Raw genomic sequence first — 21,989 nt, forward strand, 5'->3', positions numbered from 1 at the left:
GAATCCTGAAAATACACAAAATACGGTATATTTTCAGGAAAACTTTTTTTGTATCAAAACTTAAAGACTGTGAACGTGCTGAGCCAAATCTATCAACTTATTGGAATATCCAGCTTCATTGTCGTACCATGAAACCAGCTTGAAAAATTTAGAATTCAATTCGATTCCAGCACCGGCATCAAAAATACTGGTACGTGCATCACCCACAAAATCCTGGGAAACAACAGCCTCTTCCGTATATCCCAAAATACCATTGAGTTCACCTTTTGAAGCTGACTTGAAAGCTTTCTTTATTTCCTCGTATGAAGTTTCCTTTTGTAATTTCGCCGTTAGATCCACTACGGAAACGTCAGCGGTAGGAACCCTAAATGCCATTCCGGTCAATTTGCCTTCCAATTCCGGTATTACCTTTGTGACAGCCTTGGCCGCTCCTGTAGAGGCGGGAATAATATTCAACAAAGCACTTCTACCTCCACGATAATCCTTTTTTGACGGACCATCAACGGTCATTTGTGTAGCCGTAGTGGCGTGCACCGTGGTCATCAATGCTTCCTCTATTCCAAAGTTATCATTGAGAACCTTGGCCAGTGGCGCCAGACAGTTTGTGGTACAGGAGGCATTGGATACAATGGTATCCGATGCTTTTACATCTTTATGGTTTACACCCATCACGAACATGGGCGCATCTTTGGACGGTGCCGAAATCACCACTTTTTTTGCACCACCATCAATGTGATATTGGGCAGTTTCCAAGGTTGTGAAAATACCGGTACATTCAGCTACTATTTCTGCACCCACTTCATCCCATTTCAAATTTTTGGGGTCCCTTTCAGCAGTGATTCGGACAGTCTTGCCGTTAACCACCAAGTGCCCATCCTTTACTTCTACAGTTCCATCAAATCTTCCATGTACGGAATCATATTCCAATAAGTAGGCAAGGTGTTCCACGTCCAAAAGATCATTGATGGCCACAACATCAACATCATCCCTTTTTACGGTAGATCGAAAAACCAATCTGCCTATTCTACCAAATCCGTTAATTCCTATTTTCAAGTTTGACATTTTTAGTGTTTTTAGATTAAAAATTATGTTGTCATTATTTCTGAGACCCGTATGAGTTCCTTGTCTATCTTTGTGTGTCCTTTAATCGCCTTGTTTATCGGTGTCAATATAAGTCTATTATCCTGTACGCCTACCATAAGACTAGTTTTGCCTTCCAATAAGGATTCCACCGCTTTAACCCCCATTCTACTTGCCAATACCCTATCATAGCAAGAAGGTGGCCCTCCACGTTGCATATGGCCCAAAACCGACACCCTCACATCATAGATCGGCAGGTGTTCCTCTACATACTCTTTTAGTTCAAATACGTTTTTCCCTGTTTTATCGCCTTCTGCCACTATCACTATACTGGAAGATTTACCGGATTCCTTGCTACGCTTTAGGGATTCCAAAAGACGATCTAATCCCAAGTTTTCCTCAGGAATCAAGATTTCCTCTGCACCGGCACCCACTCCGGCATTTAAAGCGATATGCCCTACGTCCCTTCCCATCACCTCAACAAAAAAGAGACGGTTGTGGGAGCTGGCCGTATCCCGAATCTTGTCCACAGCCTCCACAACCGTGTTCAGGGCCGTGTCAAAACCCAGGGTAAAGGTAGTACCAAAAATATCGTTGTCTATGGTACCGGGAATTCCTATGACCGGAAAATCAAATTCCTGATTAAAAATCATGGCTCCCGTAAAACTCCCATCCCCTCCGATAACGACAAAGGCGTCTATTCCTTCCGCCCGAAGCTGCTCGTAAGCTCTTTTTCTGCCTTCTTTGGTTCGAAATGGATTGCATCTGGCAGATTTTAAAATAGTACCTCCCTTATTGATGATATTGTTTACACTACGGGCATCCATAGGTTTAAAGTCACCCTCTATCATTCCTTCATAGCCTCTATAAATGCCTACGCAGTCCACACCCATAAAGGCGCAGGTACGTACCACAGATCGAATTGCCGCATTCATTCCCGGCGAATCCCCACCCGAGGTAAAAACACCGATTTTCTTTATTTCGGAAACCATCGAAAATTTTAAGCTAGCAAAATTAGCAAACTTATTTCAAATTAGGAATTGTTAATGTCCATAATTTAGGTAACGAAATTAGCTATATCGTTTTCGTGCATCCCCCATATTTTTGAAGTTTAAAATATAACATTGGGGCTTTTTTCCACGAGATATTTAACGGCGACCCTTGGTCTTTGGATAGAACCTTAACAAGCTGTCCTTGCCCATTACCGAACTGGGTAATCCATCGGTATCGGGAAATCTGTTTTCCTGCGTTTCCGTTTTGCCCACCACTTTTTTAAAAAGCTCTTTGAAACTGTTGAAATCAACTTCGTAGGAAAGACCCGCTCCTTGGGTATAGCCCTGTCTCTGAGCAAAAAATTCTTGGATTTCATTCTCCCTATTAAAGAATTTGGCACTTAGGGTACCTTCCTCGTTAAGAAGCAATTGAATTTCAAAATCACCGGCAACAACCGTTTCACTAGCCCCTCCTACCGGTACCCCTACCCTTCCGTTGAATAATATCCTTTCACTTATTTGGGTAGAGACCGTTACTCCTATCCTATTCTCCGTCTGCACATCTGCATTTCTATCGAGCACCCCTTGCTCATAGGAAAGTCCCAGGTTAAATTTATCGTTTTCACTGCCCAAAACCTGATTCAATAGTCCAGAGGCCGATTGTAACAAGTTACCCGTTACTGCTTGTCGGTTTATTCCGTTCTGATCACTCACAAAGGAGCCTTGTGCCAATAAAAAGAGAGCGTTTCTTTCTTCGACCGTAGGATCTTGCAATCGGTATTCCAGTTCTGATTGGACAATAGTATTGGTACCCGGAAACTCCACATTAAATTCAATATCAGGACTCTCCAATTCCCCGGTCAATTTGGTTACCACTTGTGTTGGAATGCGCCTGGTATACCCCGGGTCATCCAATAAGGGTGCAGGATTGGCATTCAAGGAATATACGGCCTCCAGTTGCAACTCGGCTTCTAAAGGTTCCCTATCCCATATAATGGTCCCGCCGGGCCTAACGGTAAACGTTTTATCTATTATTCCACCAAACCGATAGTTGTATTCCCCTGTTACCACGACAAAGTCCCCGAACATTTCAAATTTTCCACGAGTATTGATACGTATCAGTAAAATACCTTCCCCAGTTCCTTTAAGTGAACTACCTGTCTTTCGGTCGGTCACGATTTCAACCTCGGCATCCGGAGTGACTACTAAATCGAATTCTAGCTCCAATCCCTCAAAATCCTCTAAAACACGCTGTTCCTCTATTGTTTTTATGCTGTTGCGTTCTATGAAATTTATAAAGGAGTAATCGCCCACAGAAGCCACATCGCTCAATGGTATTTTAAGGGAAGTGCCCTCGGCCGTTTCTGCATCCACTTTAATCGTCAAAGCATTGGTAGGTCCAAAAATTCTGCCCTGACCATTTATAAAACCAGTACCGTAATAGAGTACTTCTTCCTCAAACGCCGTATCCAAAATCAAAAAGGGATTATTATTGGTATCGATATTCAAATCCAAAAACCAATCCTCGAAATATCTATGGGTTATAGTGCCGTCCAAGACCGCTTTTGTTCTTTTTGCGACATCGGTAATGCGGATTTGATCAAAATCAAAAGTCTGATCTCGTAAGTCTATCCTAGAATTGGGAGCAAAGCTATAATCCACGTTTAGGTAAGGAACGGCCAAACCGGCATTGTCCAAAGTAAGAATACCACTGAATTCCGGATTGTCTACACCCCCCCTTATTCTAGCACTTCCACTTAAATCGCCTCGAATATTGGTGATAACATCCTCTCCCAGGGGACTAAAGGGTTCAAGATCTAGTTTATTGAAGTTTATTAAAAGATTGGCCTGTGGAATCTCCCCTTCATTCTTAATATTCCCTACAATACCCAATTTTTCTATGCCGTTATCCGTAATCTGTGAATTGACCACAAAATCGGTCAAATCCCTATTCCCCACTATCCCAATGGTAAGATCTCCCATTCTCATATCATTGATGGCAAAATCGGCAATGGCCAAATTGGAGGAAGGCAAATAGACATCGTCTTTCTGTAATACGTTTAGCGTTCCGTTGACTTCACCCTGAAGTTTTAGGCTATCTATAGATGGGGTAATCTTGTTTAGGGAGACAATCTTAAATTGAAGTTCCAAATCTTTATAGGTAGAATCCGCCAGTTGGCCTTTGAGCCGTATTTGTTCCTGCTCATAATTGTTCATCACAATTTCCTCTATCCAAATACTGTCCAAGGTTCGATTGAGAATTACCTTATTTTGGCGATTTCCGTCTTTGTTCAAAATCCATTGGTTGCCCTTAAAACTTACATCCGATGTCTTTAGGCCGATGACGGATTTGTTTTCTTGATTGAATGTGTGATAAAAATTCAGGTTATAGCTATCATCAAATTCACTGCCTCCTTTAAATTCTGTCCTAAAAAAAAGGGTATCCTTTAAAGTGGTATTAATGAGACTAAAATCCCTAACATCATAATAGCTTGTTGAAAGATCTGCCACGGAGACATATGTATTGAACAACGGATTCTTATTATCGATTTTTATATCGATACTATCCGCAACGTTACCATAGGCCTGTATTTTGGGCGATTTGAAGTTCAATTTAAAATCGCCTTTGTCCGCAATTATATTTCCCCTAATAAAAGTATTCGGGTCAAACTGGACCTCAGGGAAAAAAACATCCACAATTTTGTTATATATCTTAAAGTTAAAGGACACCGTCTGCCCTTCGGAAATCTCAAAAGGCCTATAATTGGTATAAATACTTCCAATAGAATTCTGCATTAACCTACCGAGTTCCTTTACTTTGAAATTACCTTTCATGTAACCAGTAATGATATCCGGGGAGTTTATATCGATTACCCTAATGGAGTCATTTTCAAAAGTGGAGGAAACCTTAAAATCGTCAAAATAGTAGGTATCGTTCTTATTCTGAAAAATGGTCTTGGTAAACTTGATGTCACCTATCAAGTTGTCCAAGGTATTCCCAGTTACATCCATGTTTACGTTACCTTTAAAAATGGATATGCTATCATTTATAAAGTTCAATTTTTTGAGGTCGGCATAATCCACAGAGGCAATAAAATTGAAGTTGTTGCTTTCTTCACCAAAATCAGCCAGCCCCTTAAAATTAAATTGAAGGTTTTCATCATTGCTTACCAAGCTACCATCAAACAACTGTTCCTTTAAAATTCCAGAAACCTTAATGTCCTTATAGTCATACCCATTAAAATTCACGGAATAAATCTGCCCTATTACTTCGGTATTAATATCCTGAACAAAGCCCTGCCCCTCAACATTAAAATCCAGTGTTGTTTTTCCTAATTTCTTATTGTCCAAAAAATCCCCTAAGTCAAAGTCGATAAGGGACACAAAACCCTCATAGGTTGCATTGTCGATGTTATTGATATTGGTCAACTCCAAATCGGTATAGCTACTTCCAATGGCCGTATTGATATTCACCTTGGCATCAATGGAGGTTTCTGTAATATCTGCATCTCCGCGAATCGTAAACTGCCCCAATTTTTGAAATAAGGAGGGTATTGATTTACCAAGAATATCAGGCATCAATGATCTGAGTTCATAATAGCTGCTCGTTACGTTCTTCATATTGGCACGCATGGAGAACGTTTCCGATTTACTGAAAAGGTTCTTAAAATTAAAATCTCCGCGAATACCCGTATTATCCGATTGCAGAAAGAACTGTTCCGCATTCAAATCGTTTAGGACCCCATTGAAAGAAGAGGAAAAAATTGCTTCCTTTTCCTTTCCAAATTGATCGTATAATTGATTTATTTCGTTAAAGGCAACCTTGGAATCCTGAAAGCTGGCGACCAGGTTCACTTTGTCCGTAAAATCGGCAAAATCCTTTCGTTCATAGTTGAAAACTAAATTTCCTTTTAAGTCGGACCCGGGTGTTTTTATACGTAGGGAGTCAAAACGCATTTGTTGTTTGGTATATTTGAATACCGTGGCCAATTTTTCCACTTCCAGATTCCTCTTGCTTTTAAAAGACAGTGCCTCAATTTCAGTAGTTACCTCCGGCCCTAGTATCTGAAAATCGGAAGCGGATATATTTAAATCCTTAAAATCCAGGATTTTCCCTGTTTCTGTATTTTCATCTATAAGCTTAAAATTACTTTGGGAAATCTCTACATCGGAGGAAGAGAAAAAAAACGGCGGCGTTCCGGGTTTTCTTGGTTTGCCATCATCCAGCTTGTCAATAAAAACCTCCAAATTGGTATTCTTCTCATCTTTGTAAGTCTTTAGCTTAAAATTCAAGCGTTCCATATCTATTTCACCAAATTCCAATTTGCCATTGGCCAAATTTCTGATGCTCAGAATGGAGGTGGTAAGCTCATCTATAAAAAAAAGAGTATCCTTCCTATAGTCCTCAACGTAAACATGTTGTAATGAAGTATCCCAGGAAATAAGGGAGACCCTAAGACGATCTATGTTAATATTGGTCCCGAATTCATTGTTTATGGTTGTTGTGGCATACTGGGCAAATTGGGTCTGAACCACAGGCAAGGAAAGGATTATGGTGCCCAAAATGCATATTAAAATAAACACCAAGAGAATTCTAATCAGTATTTTCCTCAGTTTTTTGATAGGGCTTTATGTTTTACCTTTGTGTATCCAATTTTTGTTCCAAACCGGGTGGAAAACAAAACTATTTATATTCTGGCCATTGAATCTTCCTGTGATGATACTTCAGCTGCTGTACTAAAGAACAAAAAAGTACTGAGCAATATTGTGGCCTCTCAAAAAATACATCAGGAATACGGGGGTGTTGTTCCCGAACTTGCCTCCCGGGCACATCAACAGAACATCGTTCCTGTTGTGCACCAGGCATTAATGAGAGCAAATATCGATAAAAAACTACTATCGGCCATAGCATTCACACGGGGACCTGGACTATTGGGGTCTTTGTTGGTAGGTACCTCCTTTGCCAAGTCCTTGGCTTTGGGCTTACATATTCCCCTAATTGAGGTGAACCATATGCAAGCCCATATTTTGGCCCATTTTATAGAAGGACAAAATTACAGGCCTCCCAGTTTTCCTTTTCTGGCATTGACCCTTAGTGGGGGGCACACGCAAATTGTTTTGGTCAAAGATTATTTTGATATGGAAATCTTGGGTGAGACCCTGGATGATGCCGTTGGCGAAGCTTTTGATAAAAGTGCAAAAATATTGGGATTGCCTTATCCAGGAGGGCCTCTAATCGATACATACGCGCAATTGGGAAACCCTACGGCCTTTCCATTTCCAAAACCAAAAGTAGGTGGACTTAATTTTAGCTTTAGTGGATTAAAAACCAGTATCTTATATTTTATTCAAAAAGAAACCAAGACAAACCCTGACTTTATATTGGAAAATCGGAATGACATTTGTGCATCCATACAGCATACCATAATCAATATTTTGATAGATAAAATAAAAGAGGCCGTGAAATATGCCAGAGTGAAACAAATTGCGATTGGAGGTGGTGTTTCAGCAAACTCCGGGATACGTAATGCCTTGAAATCGGCCGAAAAAGAACTTGGTTGGCATACCTATTTGCCCAAACTCGAATATTGTACGGACAATGCCGCAATGATTGGAATAACCGGATATCTTAAGTTCAGGGAAAATAGGCTTACCAATCAAAACATATCAGCCAAGGCGCGATACAAAATATAAATGTATTTGATCAAGGGCAACAAAAATTGATACTTGCCATAAGTATTGGTCTTGGCCATAACTTAAAAACAACATCATCGGATTGACTATTTCCCAATCCTAAATAAGATGCCATGCAACTATTTTACAACCCCACTTTGGACACTAGTGTCTCGCAGTTTGTCCTTAACCAGGAAGAGAGTCGGCATATCGTTAAAGTACTTCGGAAAAAAGAAGGCGATATTTTGCAAATTACCAATGGTAAAGGGTATTTGTTCCAAGCTAAAATACTCCTTGCGGATTTAAAAAAATGTTCGGCCGAAATTGTTTCGACTACCAAAAAACATCCAAAAAGGTACGCGCTGCATTTAGCGGTAGCACCGACCAAGAATATCGATCGGTTTGAATGGTTTTTGGAAAAAGCCACGGAAATTGGTATCGATGAAATAACACCGATTCTTTGCAAGCGATCTGAACGGAAAGCGATCAAGCGAGAACGATTGGAAAAAATAATCATTTCGGCGATGAAGCAATCCTTACAGACCTATCTTCCTAAATTGAATGATCCCATGCCTTACGAAAATTTCATTGAAAGTACCCCTGAGGGGCTTCTTTTTATAGCGCATTGTGAAAATGAGGAAAAGCTGGACCTAAAAAGAAGGGTAGCTCCAGATAAGGATATTACCATATTGATAGGTCCGGAAGGGGATTTCTCTTCCTCCGAGATCAAACAGGCCTATGAAAAAGGATTTTTGCCCGTTTCACTTGGAAAGAATCGTTTGCGAACGGAGACCGCTGCCCTGGTAGGCTGTACTATAGTTACTACAATTAACAATGGTTAAAATAAAAAACCTCGCATGGAATTGTTACAATTCTCCCTACGAGGCTTTAAAAACAAACAACATCTTAATTCATCGAATGGCATTCTTGGCAGCTCCGGTTATTCCATAACTCGAATCTTGTACCAATGCTATTACGTATTTTTTTTCGTTGGGCTCAACGATTTTTGGAATAGATAAGGCCAGCCTTCCTTTTGAATCGGTAAGAGCGATTTTTTTCTCGGCCACAACGATGTTGCTATTGGTTAAGGTCCTATTCCTATTTTCCCCCCTGGGTACTTCCGTTCGGCGTTGATCCAAAACCAACAGGAGCCTGAGTTCTTTGTTTCCTAAATCACCTTCGATATCATATTCAAAAGAAACATTTTGTCCATCACGATCAATTTTAGATAATTTAACCCCGTTCTCTACCTTTCTCTCTTTGTATTGATCAATCTTGCTATAGAGCAAAGAGGCATTTGACCCAACAAAATGTTCCTTTCCATTAATAACCATTTGCGGGGTATAATTACTTCTATTGCGAAATTGTATATTGTATTCTTTTTGCTTTTTGGCATAATCAGGCTTGCTAAAGGGATCTTCCCAGCCTATATAATTCCAATAGTCCACGTGGTAGGAAAGTGCAAAGACTTCATTCGTGAATTCATTTTTGACCTTATTCAAAAGTGCGTCAGCAGGAGGGCAACTGGAACAACCCTGTGAAGTGAATAGTTCCAAAACAACAATGGGTTCAAAAGTCGCAATCGCACTATTGGTTTTGTCCGAATAATCATTTTCCAAAGAGTTGGTGTTTGTAAATGCCACAAAAACAAGACTGCCCAAAACTAATATCGTCGCTAAGATTTTTTTCAACATGGATAATACTTAAATTTGATACCGTTGCTTTTTAGTTCGATAGTTTATGAAGTTACTTACATCATTATTATTTATTTTTTACCTTGGTGTGTCTTCTTCTTTGATAGCACAAGAAATTGCCATACTAAAATATAATGGTGGTGGGGATTGGTATTCCAATCCAACCGCTTTGCCAAATCTCATTCGCTTTTGCAACGAGAACATAGGAACCAGCATCAAGGAAAAACCAGCGACCGTAAATGTGGGGGGCACAAATATTTTCCAATACCCCTTTTTATATATGACAGGGCATGGTAATGTGGTTTTTTCCAAAGAGGATGGGGATAATTTAAGAGCGTACTTATTATCGGGAGGTTTTTTGCATATTGATGATAACTATGGTATGGCACCCTATCTTAGAAAGGAGTTGGATAAGGTTTTTCCGAATATGGAGTTGGAAGAGTTGGGCAAAGATCATCCAATTTTTAAACAAGAGTACAATTTTCCGGAAGGACTTCCCAAAATACATGAACACGATGGGCAACGACCGCAAGCCTTGGGTATCTTCAACGAAAATAGGCTTATTCTCCTTTTTACTTTTGAAAGTGACTTGGGAGATGGCTGGGAAGACCCTAGCGTGCACAATAACCCAGAGGATATCCGGGAAAAGGCACTTCGGATGGGAGCGAATATCATTTCGTACGCATTCAGAAATTGAAAAAGTCTTTGGCAAATCACCAATTTGGACTTATCTCGATCTAGAATGAAAGCGTATGCGCAAAAGGAAGGGGATTCAATAAAGACTACGAAAAAATGAACGCAAGGATTATATCACAAGGTATATTAAGGGCCATCGGTATTCTAACGGGTATTGTGCTGGTTCTATTTTTTTTGTACAAAATACAATCCGTATTGGTCTATTTGGCCTTTGCCGCGGTCATTGCCCTTATTGGAAGGCCCATTGTACTTTTTCTTAGAAGAAAAATCAAATTACCGAACACTCTGGCGGTAATCCTTACCATGGTACTTATGATAAGTTTATTGGGCGGTATAATTGCACTGTTTATTCCCCTGATAACCGAACAGGGCAAGAATCTTTCTTTGTTGGATATCGATAAGTTACAACATAATTTAAATTCCCTCTACAAAGAGATTACCCTTTATTTTGGGGCTTCTCCAGAAGTCGTTACCGGAATAATCAAGGAAAGTGAATTGGAAAAAAACCTTCTGGAAGGTTTTGATATAGGTTTTATCCCCAACTTCCTGAATTCTTTTGTTGATGTGCTCAGTACATTTAGTATTGGGTTGTTTTCCGTTTTGTTCGTTTCCTTTTTCTTTCTCAAGGACAGCAAGCTTTTTCAAAAGGGTTTGTTGACCTTTGTTCCCAGGGACAAGGAGAGCGGCATGGTAAAGTCCATAGATAAAATAAACAATCTATTGTCCAGGTACTTTGTTGGGTTACTTTTACAGATATTTATCCTTTTTGTCATTTACACTATCGTGTTACTTATTGTAGGAATAGAAAATGCTGTTGTAATTGCGTTTTTGTGTGCTCTTTTTAACATTATTCCATACATAGGGCCTATTATTGGCGGGGTAATTATGATTCTGCTTACGATGACCAGCAATTTAGGTGCCGATTTCAGTACGGTAATATTGCCCAAAGCCGGTTATGTCTTAATTGGATTGGTCATTGGTCAGTTGATAGATAATTTTTTTTCCCAGCCCTTTATTTTTTCGAACAGTGTAAAATCCCATCCTTTAGAAATTTTTTTGGTCATCATCATTGCCGGACTCCTCTTTGGGGTTGTGGGAATGATCGTAGCGGTACCTGGTTATACCGCTATTAAGGTAATTTTAAAAGAGTTTTTATCAGAAAATAAAATTGTGAAATCTTTGACTGAAGACCTTTAGCAATATTTTGAACAAAAATCTACTAAACCCTGAAATACAGGAATTCATATCAAAAAATACCGATACGGATGTAGTATCCCTTTTATTGAAAAAGCCATTTTTTGTTGGGGCTTCGAACAAGGAACTGGCGCAGCAGATTGTTTCCAGGAAAAAAACAAAAACAAAACTTCCTACGTGGTATAATACACCAAACATTTATTTCCCGGATAAATTACATATTGAACAGGCTTCTTCCGAAATCACGGCCAAGTATAAAGCTACCCTGGTAAGCGGCAATTCCCTTGTGGATGTCACCGGCGGGTTCGGTGTGGACACCTATTTCTTTTCCCTCAAAATAGATAACGTTCAGCATTGTGAGACAAACAGGAATTTATCGGAAATAGTTGCCCATAATTTTAAAGTTTTTGGAAGAAAGAATATTAGTATCATACCCGGAGATGGATTGGTTTTTTTGGAGAAATCCCAATTTGGGTTCGATTGGGTATATCTAGATCCCTCCCGACGGAATGATCAAAAAGGAAAAGTCTTTTTCTTGAAAGATTGTTTCCCGAATGTTATCGAGCATTTGGATTTACTTTTTAAAAAATCCAATAATGTAATGCTAAAAACCTCCCCTATCCTGGATATGTCGGTCGGAATGAACGAACTCAGGTTCGTAAAGGAAATCCATATTGTAGCCCTCAAGAATGAGGTTAAGGAACTGTTATGGATTTTGCAGGCCGGCTTCGATGGGGAAACAACTATTAAGACGGTAAACTTTGATCAACAAAAAACAGATACTTTCAACTTTGCACTCCAAGAAGAAAAAAAGGCCGTTCCCAACTTTAGTGCACCACAAAACTATCTTTATGAGCCCAATTCGGCCATTTTAAAATCAGGAGCATTTTCACTTATAGCAGAGCGATATGCACTGGGTAAGATTCATAAGCATTCCCAGCTCTATACCTCAAAGGAATTGAAAGATTTCCCTGGAAGGGCATTTAGGATTGAAAAAGTATGGCCTTTTTCAAAAAAAACCATGAAAGCCCTGAAGCTTAAAAAGGCGAATATCACTGTTCGAAATTTTCCCCATAGTGTGGATGCTATCAGAAAACGATTTAACATTTTGTCCGGAGGGGCAGACTACCTTTTCTTCACTACTCATCACAATAGTGAGAAGATCATTATTCATTGTAAAAAGTAATACATCTGCAATGCATCAGTTCAAGGGGTCCATGCCTTTTTTTTACATAGAAAATTGCGCTGATATTTGTTAGCAAAACTTTGTGAAAGTTTAACGTTTTTTAAGTTAACAAACCCTAAAAATAGGGCTCAACTCCAACGTTATAGATTCCCCGTTTCCAGCGAGGTAATGAGAGAAAATACCTAACAAATTGGGTTTTGTTTGTGATTCCTGAAAATTCCAAATACTTGAAAAATCAGCTACCATAATTACCATTTTGCCAAATAAAACAGGGGCTTTATCGCAATAGTCCTTATATTTTAACATTTGCGAAAGCGGTGTCATTTGGGAAATTATTGCAAATTGGGTGTTTATAATTCACATAATTTTGTTATTATTACCCGGAATTTGGGTTTTCCTTAACATTTTGGTGTGCCGTCAAGTGTTGAAAAACCTGAAAAATCAAGATTAATTTAAACTAACAAACAACAAGGATTATGAATCAAAAACGAGATTACAATTCGTTAAGACCCCGGGGAAAGTTTTCTTTCTTCACTATAGGGTTTTTGTCGATGTTGATTTGTTTGGGAACACAAATGGCCCAGGCAAACGAAATTACTATTGAAGCGGAAAATATTTTCCAAACCACCGTTTCGGGTACAATTACAGATTCCGGTGGAGTGCCACTTCCTGGAGCCAACGTTGTTGAAAAAGGAACAACTAACGGAACCCAAACCGATTTTGATGGAAATTATACGTTAAATGTAGATTCCAATGCCACTTTGGTTGTCAGCTATCTGGGGTTTTTGACCCAAGAAGTTGCGGTTAATGGACGATCTACGGTTGATGTCACCTTGGCAGAAGACGCCGCGGCACTTGATGAGGTCATCGTTACGGGTTACCAAACAGAGAGCAAACGGGAAACTACTGCTGCCGTTTCCATTGTGAAGGCTGAGGAATTGGCGGCCATACCTTCCGGTAACGTAGAACAGCAATTGGCCGGTAGGGTCGCTGGGGTCACCGTTGTAACCAATGGTCAGCCGGGTACAACCTCCCAGATTCGGGTACGTGGTTTCGGAGCTTTTGGGGGTAATGAACCTTTATATGTTGTGGATGGGGTTCCTATCCTAAACATCGATTTCTTAAGCCCGGACGATATTGAGACGACCACAGTACTAAAAGACGCAGCCGCGGCTTCCATCTATGGAGCTAGGGCAGCGAATGGGGTAATCGTTTATACCACAAAACAAGGAAAAAAAGGAAAAAGGAAGACCAATGTAACCCTGAACATCCAAAGCGGGGTTACCGATCCCAATGTTGGTGGTTCGCCGGAGATGTTGAATCCTCAGGATATGGCCAGATATACGCACATCGCCTATGAAAACAATGCTGCGGCTACTGGCACGGCGCCTCAGTATACACATCCACAGTATGGATCTAATCCTACCCCTCGTTTTCCGGACTATTTGCATGCCGACGGTCTAAACGGAGTTTTTGAATCGGATGTAAATTTGGCGCAAATCCGTGCCAACTTTGAGGCGGATCCTGAAAATGTGTTTTTAATCCGACCTAATCTAGCAGGTACTAACTGGTATAAGGAAATTACACGGATTGCACCGATTAGCCGTATTAGTCTGGGCTTTGATGGAGGTACCGAGGACGGCCGTTACTATTTTGGTGTCGCCGCCCAAACTCAATCTGGTATTTTATTGGAAAATGAGCTTGAAAGATACACGGCCCGTTTCAACTCGGAATGGGATGTAACGCCTTGGTTGTCCATTGGAGAGAATTTCCAAGCCACCTATCGATCTGTGGTAGGTCAACAAGGTGCCGCCGGGGGTGCAGGTATCGCGGATGAAGAATCCGAGGTACTTTCCGCCTATCGGATGCCGACTATTATTCCGGTGTTCGATGAATTTGGTAGCTATGCCAGTACCCGAGCAGCCGGATTCAACAATCCACGGAATCCGGTAAGGCGTTTGGTACAGGATAATGGAAGTGATGTAGCTTTTTCAGTGGAGGCCTTTGGTAATATTTATGCCAATCTTAAACTGGCCGATGGCCTTTCGGTCCGCTCCAGCTTAGGTGGGCAATATTTTAATTTTACACGACAGAATTATAATTTCAGATATTTAGGGGATTCCGAGCCTCAGGCCAGTAATGGTTTTCAGGAAGAATGGCTCTACGGTTTCCAATGGGTTTTTTCCAATACGGTAAACTTTAAAAAGACCTATGGAAAGCATGGTATTACGGCATTGGCCGGTATTGAAGCTATCAACGGGGCCAGTTCCCCAAGAACTCCTTCAAGGGGGAGACGTATTTTTGGTTCAGGTATCAATCCTTTCTCAACGGATATTGATTTTATTACTATGTCCACGGTGCAAAGTCCTGTCGTCCAAGGAAATATTTTCACTGGGGTAAACTTCAGTTCGCTATTCGGAAAACTGGATTATAATTTTGATGAAAAATACTACGTGAGTGGTGTAATTCGTCGTGATGGTTCCTCCGTATTCGGTGAAAATAACCGATATGGGGTATTCCCGGCGGTATCGGGCGCATGGACGGTTAGCGGAGAACCTTTTATGCAAAACCAGAATTTCATTTCTGATTTGAGAATCCGCGCTGGTTGGGGTGAAATGGGTAACTCCAACAATGTGGATCCGAGTAATCAATTCTCCTTGGCCGCTGCTAATTTGGGCAGAACCTTTTATCCTATAGGTGGACAAAATAGTGGTGCAGACGAAGGGTTTGCCACGAGTCGAATCGGAAATCCAGATGCGAAGTGGGAAACCAGTACTACATTGAACATTGGTTTTGACCTTTCCCTTCTGGACAACAAAATAGAAGTACAGTTCGACTGGTGGAAAAAGGATACCGAAGATCTGTTGTTCCAGGTTCCTTTGGCCGGGGTTACAGGAAACGATGCCGATGCGCCTTCCGTAAACGTAGGATCCATGTTGAATCAAGGGGTTGATTTCCAGATTGTAGGCCGCGGTAATTTTACCGAAGATCTTTCTTTCCAAATCACTACCAACCACTCCTTCTTGAAAAATGAGGTGGTGGAATTTGCTCCAGGTATCGATTTCTTGGATGGTATTGGTTTTAGGGGAATTACCCCTACCCGAAACCAAATCGGGAGACCACTTTCCTCCTTCTTTGGTTACAATGTAATCGGTTATTTCAACTCACAGGCTGAGGTAGACAATTCTCCCGCTCAGGACGGTAAAGGGTTAGGACGTTTCCGCTACGAAGATGTAAACGGCGATGGTGCCATTACTCCGGATGACAGAACGTATTTGGGTGATCCCGTTCCTTCTTATACAGGTGGAGCTGTTTTTGAACTCAACTACAAACAACTTAAGATGGAAATGTTCTGGAATTGGTCCGTAGGAAATGAGATTTTCAACCAATCAAAATGGTTTAGAGATTTCTTTGGGACCTTTGAAGGTTCCGCCAAGGGGGTTGCTGCATTTAGATCTTGGACTCCGGAATTGGGGAACAATGCCGCCGCACCCATTTGGGAAAGTGTTTCCAACTTGAGTACTAGCGGCGCCTCCAACTCTTGGTATGTTGAGGACGGTTCTTACGCAAGATTACAACGTTTAGCTTTGGTATATTCTTTTGATGACAAAGTAAAGGATGCTTTAGGTCTAAGCAAATTTGAAGTAGGTATCTCTGCAAACAACATTTGGACCATTACTAATTATAGTGGTTTAGACCCCGTCGTTGGTGGTGATGTGGATACCCGCTTCGGAATCGATGTGGGGAACTACCCAGCCACACCGCAATACCTGCTTAACGTAAATTTAGGCTTGTGATAGCTTTGTGATATTTAAAAGAAAAATTATTTATATATTTAAGCAAAAATTAACTATGAAAACTATGTACAGATTAAGAAAATTACCTGTTTTTATAGCGATGGTCCTTATGATAGGGGTCTCCTGTAATGACGAATTTTTGGAAGTACCTCCGACAGGTTCCTTGGGAGCCGCCCAATTGGAAAATCAAGCTGGTGCTGACGGTTTATTAATAGGGGCCTATTCGGCCTTGAACGGTGTATTTGGTAACCGTTTCGAAGGTCCTAACCATTGGGTTACAGGGTCCATTTGTGGAGGAGAGGCCAACAAAGGAACTGATGCCGGGGATTATTCCGCTATCAATCCGGTACAACGATATGAAATAGATCCCACCAGTGGGGATATCAATAATTTTTGGAATGGTCGTTATGAAGGCGTTGTGCGCTGTAACAATGTAATTGCTACAGTACAATCGGCTGGTGACAATATAGTCGCAGCAGAGGCAACACGTATTATTGCCGAGGCAAGAATGCTTAGAGGACATTTCTATTTTGACCTCAAAAAGCACTTGAACAGTATCCCTTATTTCGATGAAACCGTTGCTCCAACCGATGTTGTTGCCATATCCAATACTCCAGATGTTTGGGGCAATATAGAAGCGGATTTCCAATTTGCTTATGATAACTTGGGAAGTGAAACCGGTGCAGGTCGCGTAAATAAATGGGCTGCCAGGGCTTATCTTGGTAAAGCACAATTATATCAAGGAAAATTTGCTGAAGCCAAAGCTTCATTTGACGATGTTATTGCCAATGGAGTTACTTCCAATGGTCTAAAATATGCATTGTTGGATGACTATGCCCAAATTTATAACGCGGAGAATGATAATCATGCGGAAGCGGTTATGGATGTTGAATCGGCCAATAATACGGGAAGCACCCAAAATGCTAACTATTTTGATGATTTGAATTACCCCTATAATACAGGACCGGATGGCCCAGGAAACTGCTGTGGCTTCTTCCAGCCTAGTATTGAGTTGGGCAATTCCTTTAGAACCACTCCAGAAGGCTTGCCATTATTGGACGGCTCCTACAATGACCCTGCCAACGAAGTTGCCAACAACTATGCATGGGTAGTGGTAGATGGAAACGCTGAAGAGGATTTTGTTGAGGATGCAGGCCCACTTGATCCACGTATTGACCATTCCATCGGACGTATAGGTATTCCTTATCTAGACTGGATAGATCACCCCGGGTCTGCTTGGATTCGAAGTTTTCCTTATGCGGGACCTTATTCACCTAAGAAATACATTTACTATAGGTCTCAGGAAAATAGCTTTACGGATGGTAGTTCTTGGACTCGAGGTTATGCTTTAATGAATTATACCATTATCCGGTATGCAGATGTATTGTTAATGGCTGCAGAAGCGGAAATTGAGGCAGGTTCTTTGGAGCAAGCTAGGACCTATGTAAACCAGGTTAGGGCACGAGCGGCCAATTCAGAACACTGGGTAAAAGAATACGATTCTGGTGAAGATGCCGCCAATTACGTAATTGCCGAATATCCACCTTCCCAATTTGCTTCTCAGGAAGATGCCCGTACCGCGGTACGCTTCGAACGTAAGTTGGAACTGTCAGGAGAAGGTCACCGTTTCTTTGACTTGGTACGATGGGGAATAGCCGCCGATGTTTTGAACGACTATTTGGCCTACGAATCCCAATACTTGGTAACAAAGTTTGGAGGGGCTAGCTTTACAGCTGGGAAGAATGAATATTTCCCTATCCCGCAAGCCCAAATAGATATTCAAGGTTCTGACGTATTGACACAAAACCCAGGATACTAAGTAATATACAATAGAAAAAGAAAGCAAAAAGAGCCGCTCAGTTGAGCGGCTCTTTTTTTGTGGTTATTTTTTATCTTTATTCCTTCGGAATTCGTTTTTCAATTAAGCTGGAATTACCATAAGTATACTACAAGTTACTCGTGCTTTATTCTATCGATTGTTGTCTTCAGATACCCGATTATTTCTTCCTTGGCCGATAACAGTTCCTTCAGTAAAGCCAGTTCATCTACCTCTGATGCAGATTTTGACTCCGGGATTTGTGAATCCATCAATTCCTTAATTCGCTCAAGATGCTTTCCGGAAGGACTCACTTTTTTCGACTCCCAGTTGGAAACAGTAGCCTGTTTTACACCCACCAATTTTCCAAAATCAGCCTGACTGATCCTTTTTTCCTTTCTGTACTTTAGAATCGAAATATCTATCTCTGCTTGGGGCATGACGGAACGGTATAAAAAGAAAAATATGTCAGGTTAATATAAGAAAAATATAATAATGTAGTATTAAACTTATAAATAATATAAGAAAATAATAATTATTGTTATTAAACAGGTTCAACCCGCTTAGAATACTTTATCCCACACATTTCCACTCGCATCAGGGTCCTTATGACTTTAATAAAGAAGATTATCAGCTTTATAAGTAAAATCCAGATATTCTAAAGCTCAATCTTATAAATTGATAACTGTAAATCATCTGTTTTAAATTCTTAAATCTAAGTACAATATAATTTATCAAGTTGAAGATGTATTTGATGATCACTCGCTTCGTACTCTTTGGGGGATACCGCCAGGAAGTTTTTATCCAAAATAGTAGAAGTAAAGTACTTAATCAACCTTCCTAAGGAACTATGAAACCAACGAATATTGGGTATGGATTTGCAAATCGTTCACAATAAATGAAGTATTAATCCAAAAATGAAAAAAAATGAAAAAAATCATTTCCAAGTTTTCGGACAAATTATTGTCCAAGGAACGTTTAAAAACCGTTAAGGGTGGAGCCACTCCTTATTGTTTTTGTGTAAGCAGTGGAGCTTATATTAATTGTCCATGGGGTTATGGACCGGGAAGTCAAGTACCTCATGGTGTAGGGGACTGTTGGTAGTTAAATTTAAAGGGGAATTGTCTACGGCAATTAAGTTATCCTTTTGTTTAACGAGATAGATTTCCGCCAGAAAAAGGTGTTACGGATTTTCAGACTTAAATTATTAATCTAATAAGTAGAGAAAATGAAAAAAATAATTTCAAAACTGTCCGACAAATTATTGTCAAAGGAACAATTAAAAACCGTTAAAGGCGGTACTCCATATTGTTTTTGCTGTGGTAGTCCTGTGGCTTGCCCCCCAGGATATCCGCCAGGAGGTGAAGCTCCATTTCCATGGTGCTGTGGTGGATGATATTAAAGAATAAAATATCAATATACTTATTTGACTTTTTTGGCCCCAAAAAAATTTGGGGCCAATTTTTATTACCACTTTTTATTCGTTTCTGATTTTAAACGTAGTTGAGTAATTATTTATCGTATATCACAGGATAACAGCTATATCTTAAGTCATCTACGAATCAAAAAAGGATAAGTCAACGTTATCCTTTAAATCTCATTCATAAATATTTCTAATGAGTATCATAAAAAGATCTCAATAGCCATTTAACAGAATTTTAAACATAATATTATAAAATTATTCATTACTTTATGTAAGTAAATTACTATTATATGAAATTTATGAGACTAGGAATTCATATAGAAATCCATCCGGATTCTTGATTCTGTACATTTTTTCATACAAGGGTAACAATGGTTAATGTCCATATTCCTAACAAGCGTAAAATTTGTCATAATGTGTTTCAAAATGTCCTATCCTAATAGCCAGTTCTTGGTGCAATTCATAACCAAGATACAGTAGGAGACGAATCAGATATAAAAAACAGGAAAATTATCGAATGTGAGATTACTTTCATTTCAAGTCGAAATTCCAATGAACTTCTATGCCAATTCGCAAGAAAATCGGTATACCAAAAAATTCGAAAAAGAAAGCCGCTAAAACAATGGTAAAAAAGGATTTTAAGACTAGGAACAACTGAGTTAACCAACTTTAAAACAGGTCGCAAATATAGGTTAAAAGAAGTTGATATTAATGGAGGTTATAAGATGTTTTGTAAGGTAAATCAGTACCTAAGTACAATTCAAGTGGAAGTTTTGATATCAGTGTTGACTTATTCAACAGTGATCGCCCATAACAATGGATTTGCAAATCAGTGTATATAATTTATGTTTTAATCTTTAAAAATTAAAAAAAATGAAAAAGCTCATTTCTCAATTTTCGGACAGATTACTGTCCAAAGAACAATTGAAGACCGTTAAAGGAGGTACCCAATACTGCACTTGTGATGGAACTCTACAACCACTTACATGGCCGACTTGCGAGCAGCAGTGCAGCGCAGGAGGTGGTGGATATGGTGAACTTTGCCAACAGCCAAATCCACCTTTCGGATGCTAGTTAAAATCTTATAATATCCATATTATCCTTTCATGGTAATCAAAGGATTGTGGTCAAAGATTTTGATTTTGTAATTGGCTCTGTCGAACACAGAGCCAAATTTCGTGAACGGATGAACTTATTTATAATACAACCCTTTCAAAGTCACTTGTATCCTGTATTTGGTTTGGCTCATAAGTTTGAGAGCCAAGGTAAAAAGGTGGTATTTACCACCACCCCCCAGCTCATTGGAATCTTAAAAAATGAAGGTTTCGAATATTGGGAATTTGCCTACCTATCCGAGTATATAATCAAGAACTATAAATCCTTTCTGGGTTTGCTCTTAAAAAGTTCGGTTTCAAAAGCGTTTTATAGGGAACGAAAAAAAGAGTTTGGAAATGCGTTTCGGCACACCCAAAAACTAATCGAGGAACTCAAGCCAACTCATGTATTTATAGATCAAAGTCTGGCTGAATACTATTTTTTCTTTAGACCTTTTGTCTCGAATATCACCATAGTACATACCAAAGTATACTCAGGAAAGACCAAAGGCATTCCCCCGATGAACTCAACGGTGATTCCAGAAACGAGCCTATTTTCAAAAATAAAAATTGAGCTTTTATGGATTAGGGAATTGTGGAAGCAACGATTTCGGGAACTAGTCTTAAAAACTGCTTTCTTAGGAAAGGATGAGACTTACTTCTGGAAAGAACATTGCAGGAAATATGGAATGCAATGGAACAGACAAGTAGATTTAAATCATTCCCTGAACAGAGGGGTTAAAAATGTTGATCACCTCTTACTCCTACCTAGGGAATTGGAATTCCCACGTTTTAAGAAACCCAAACATGTACGTTTTTTTGAAAAATTATCTCAAAAAAACGAAAGTGTTTACTATACCCCAACTTATTCTGACCTAAAAAGGAAATACCTTCTTGGAAACAGTTTAAAGGTAATATATATGGCTTTTGGCACCTTAGCCCAAGGGGCAAAGGTCACTAACTTCTTCAATACGGTAATTTCAGTAGTCGGGGAGTTCTCGGAAACCGTACTCATTATTTCCAAAGGCAATCACAAAATGGAGTTGAAAAAAGCGAATAATGCATTCTCTTTTGATTATCTCCCCCAACAGGACGTGTTGTCCCATGCCGATTTGTTCATTACCCATGGAGGGTTGGGTTCGGTGAAAGAGGCCTTCCACAATAATGTACCCATGCTCGTTGTCCCCATGAATAAATTTATAGACCAAAACGGCAATGCAGCTAGGGTAAAGGCCAATGGTCTTGGTGATTATATAAATATTGACAAGTATTCGAGGTCAGAGGTAATGAAAAAAATAAAAATGTTGTTGCCAGACCTCAAAGTTCAAATTGCCATTTAAAAAA

Annotated in this window: 14 protein-coding genes; 9 read left to right on the forward strand and 5 right to left on the reverse strand. The window is 39.8% G+C overall.

The window, feature by feature from the left end; genetic code table 11:
- Positions 1 to 60: 60 nt before the first annotated feature.
- From gap to Q0993_RS15790, 3 genes are all read right to left on the reverse strand, one after another.
- Positions 61 to 1,062: a type I glyceraldehyde-3-phosphate dehydrogenase gene (gene gap / locus Q0993_RS15780; protein WP_299534806.1), complete on the reverse strand. Its 1,002-nt coding sequence runs from the start codon at positions 1,060 to 1,062 to the stop codon at positions 61 to 63.
- A 23-nt stretch (positions 1,063 to 1,085) separates the two neighbouring features.
- A complete protein-coding gene (gene pfkA / locus Q0993_RS15785) occupies positions 1,086 to 2,072 on the reverse strand; it encodes a 6-phosphofructokinase (protein WP_299534808.1) in 987 nt (328 codons plus the stop codon).
- 156 nt (positions 2,073 to 2,228) lie between these two features.
- Entirely contained in the window at positions 2,229 to 6,635 is a 4,407-nt protein-coding gene (locus Q0993_RS15790) for a translocation/assembly module TamB domain-containing protein (protein WP_299534810.1), read from the reverse strand.
- 108 nt (positions 6,636 to 6,743) lie between these two features.
- Between Q0993_RS15790 and tsaD the strand changes: the two genes are divergently transcribed.
- Together tsaD and Q0993_RS15800 are read left to right on the forward strand one after the other, a co-directional pair.
- Positions 6,744 to 7,766 (forward strand): tRNA (adenosine(37)-N6)-threonylcarbamoyltransferase complex transferase subunit TsaD, encoded by a 1,023-nt coding sequence (gene tsaD, locus Q0993_RS15795; RefSeq protein ID WP_299534812.1) that lies wholly within the window; start codon positions 6,744 to 6,746, stop codon positions 7,764 to 7,766.
- 113 nt (positions 7,767 to 7,879) lie between these two features.
- Positions 7,880 to 8,587 carry a 16S rRNA (uracil(1498)-N(3))-methyltransferase gene (locus tag Q0993_RS15800; RefSeq protein WP_299534814.1) on the forward strand — a complete coding sequence of 236 codons (708 nt, stop codon included), beginning with the start codon at positions 7,880 to 7,882 and terminating at the stop codon, positions 8,585 to 8,587.
- A gap of 69 nt (positions 8,588 to 8,656) precedes the next feature.
- On the opposite strand, the gene Q0993_RS15805 is transcribed toward Q0993_RS15800, so the two are convergent.
- Positions 8,657 to 9,439, reverse strand: a complete 783-nt coding sequence (locus Q0993_RS15805) for a thioredoxin family protein (RefSeq protein ID WP_299534816.1) — start codon at positions 9,437 to 9,439, stop codon at positions 8,657 to 8,659.
- 46 nt (positions 9,440 to 9,485) lie between these two features.
- Between Q0993_RS15805 and Q0993_RS15810 the strand changes: the two genes are divergently transcribed.
- The 5 genes from Q0993_RS15810 (at position 9,486) to Q0993_RS15830 (ending at position 18,131) form a co-directional block, all read left to right on the forward strand.
- Positions 9,486 to 10,136 (forward strand): DUF4159 domain-containing protein, encoded by a 651-nt coding sequence (locus Q0993_RS15810; protein WP_299534819.1) that lies wholly within the window; start codon positions 9,486 to 9,488, stop codon positions 10,134 to 10,136.
- Between the two features lie 95 nt (positions 10,137 to 10,231).
- The gene (locus Q0993_RS15815) at positions 10,232 to 11,332 is read left to right on the forward strand and encodes an AI-2E family transporter (RefSeq protein ID WP_299534821.1); all 1,101 of its coding nucleotides are present in this window, start codon (positions 10,232 to 10,234) and stop codon (positions 11,330 to 11,332) included.
- 7 nt (positions 11,333 to 11,339) lie between these two features.
- On the forward strand, positions 11,340 to 12,515 hold the full coding sequence (locus Q0993_RS15820; protein WP_299534823.1) for a class I SAM-dependent methyltransferase: 1,176 nt from the start codon (positions 11,340 to 11,342) through the stop codon (positions 12,513 to 12,515).
- A 476-nt stretch (positions 12,516 to 12,991) separates the two neighbouring features.
- The gene (locus Q0993_RS15825) at positions 12,992 to 16,312 is read left to right on the forward strand and encodes a TonB-dependent receptor (RefSeq protein WP_299534825.1); all 3,321 of its coding nucleotides are present in this window, start codon (positions 12,992 to 12,994) and stop codon (positions 16,310 to 16,312) included.
- Between the two features lie 64 nt (positions 16,313 to 16,376).
- Positions 16,377 to 18,131 (forward strand): RagB/SusD family nutrient uptake outer membrane protein, encoded by a 1,755-nt coding sequence (locus tag Q0993_RS15830; protein ID WP_299534828.1) that lies wholly within the window; start codon positions 16,377 to 16,379, stop codon positions 18,129 to 18,131.
- A gap of 134 nt (positions 18,132 to 18,265) precedes the next feature.
- Here Q0993_RS15830 and Q0993_RS15835 read toward each other — a convergent pair whose 3' ends face one another.
- Positions 18,266 to 18,568, reverse strand: a complete 303-nt coding sequence (locus Q0993_RS15835) for a helix-turn-helix transcriptional regulator (RefSeq protein WP_299534831.1) — start codon at positions 18,566 to 18,568, stop codon at positions 18,266 to 18,268.
- A gap of 487 nt (positions 18,569 to 19,055) precedes the next feature.
- Here Q0993_RS15835 and Q0993_RS15840 point away from each other — a divergent pair, with 487 nt between their 5' ends.
- A complete protein-coding gene (locus tag Q0993_RS15840; RefSeq protein ID WP_299534833.1) occupies positions 19,056 to 19,232 on the forward strand; it encodes a hypothetical protein in 177 nt (58 codons plus the stop codon).
- A gap of 1,505 nt (positions 19,233 to 20,737) precedes the next feature.
- Positions 20,738 to 21,985 (forward strand): glycosyltransferase, encoded by a 1,248-nt coding sequence (locus Q0993_RS15845; RefSeq protein ID WP_299534835.1) that lies wholly within the window; start codon positions 20,738 to 20,740, stop codon positions 21,983 to 21,985.
- Positions 21,986 to 21,989: the final 4 nt, after the last annotated feature.

The organism is Ulvibacterium sp. (assembly GCF_028285715.1).
Classification (GTDB): domain Bacteria; phylum Bacteroidota; class Bacteroidia; order Flavobacteriales; family Flavobacteriaceae; genus Ulvibacterium.